This is a genomic window from Sulfitobacter sp. HI0129, from assembly GCF_001635395.1.
Classification (GTDB): Bacteria; Pseudomonadota; Alphaproteobacteria; order Rhodobacterales; family Rhodobacteraceae; genus Sulfitobacter.
Map to the genome: position 1 here is coordinate 1 of NZ_LWGH01000707.1, position 1,059 is coordinate 1,059.

The 1,059-nt window shown below is 61.5% G+C and carries 2 protein-coding genes and 1 pseudogene; all 3 read right to left on the minus strand.

What is annotated here, in order from left to right; translation table 11 throughout:
- Nucleotides 1–504: HipA N-terminal domain-containing protein (locus tag A3764_RS17700; protein WP_150122273.1), on the minus strand; the 504-nt coding region annotated here is incomplete at its 3' end.
- On the minus strand, nt 501–785 hold the full coding sequence (locus tag A3764_RS17705) for a helix-turn-helix domain-containing protein (protein WP_161487204.1): 285 nt from the start codon (nt 783–785) through the stop codon (nt 501–503). The genes A3764_RS17705 and A3764_RS17700, both read right to left, overlap by 4 nt.
- 63 nt (nt 786–848) lie before the next feature.
- A pseudogene (locus tag A3764_RS26085) lies at nt 849–1,059 on the minus strand (hypothetical protein); the annotation flags it as partial.

Sequence of the window (1,059 nt, forward strand, 5' to 3'; positions counted from 1 at the left end):
GCCCTCCGCATCGAGAACCGCCAGTGCCGTTTTCGTCTGACCACCGGCGAGAGACAGCCTGACACCCCCTTCCCCGGCAAGGAAAGGCCGCTTCTCCACATCCTCGAAGTGTTGCTCCAGGACCTCCGCCGGATCCTCGGTCTCATAGTATTCCGTCAGCGGCGTGTGGCGCCAAGCAGCAGGTGCATTCGGTTCTGCGAAGGACAGGGCGCCAGCCGTATCGCCACCGATGTCTGTCAGAAGGCCGAGAGCCTCCGTAGGCGAGCGCCCCAAGGATCGACTCAGCTTCTCGAGCTGCTCGCCTTCGGGCAGGAGGTTGGCGAGCCATGGCGTGATGAGGTTCGCGAGATACTCCGCGGGCCCGAGCGGCATGCTGAGTGAGAGCGGAAAAGCGCCCGGCGCGGCTTGCCAGGCAGCGTCATAGGAAAAGCTCAGGTCGCCTTGCCTGCTCACCCGGATGCGGCCCACCCGAAAACTGGCGAAGTAGACATAAACGGCTCTCATTCGAACTCGCTCAGATCATAGCCACGGTCCATGCCCGTTCCCTGGTCACCGCCGGGCTCGGGCGGGCCGCCAAAGAAGGCAGAAAGCTCCACGTTCAAGGACCGTGCAATCTTCGCAAGTGTGCTCAGCCTGACGTCGCGCTTGCCGGTTTCAATCAACGAGAGGGCGCCTGCCGAGATGCCCGACAGTCGTGCGAGCTCCTGCAGGGTCAGGCTGGAGGCGACCCGCTGGCTGCGGATCGCAGCCCCGACCGGGGCGAGTACGTCTCTGTTTCCTTCCAAACTCATGACCATCACAAATTTTACCGAATACGATAATTATCCGTTATCTAGCAACTGTATCTTTCAGGGGTGTCTGTGCTCCCATTCCCGTCGGCTTTTGCACAGAGCATTGGCGATGATGACGAGCTTGCGCGCGACGGCCGTGACGATGACCTTGTGTGGTTTCCCGGCTTTACGGAGCCGATCAGCGAACGCTTTGAGTGTCGGGTTATGATGCGAGGCGACCAGCGCTGCCTGGAACATGACATGTCGTAGGGCGCGTCTACCACCGGCG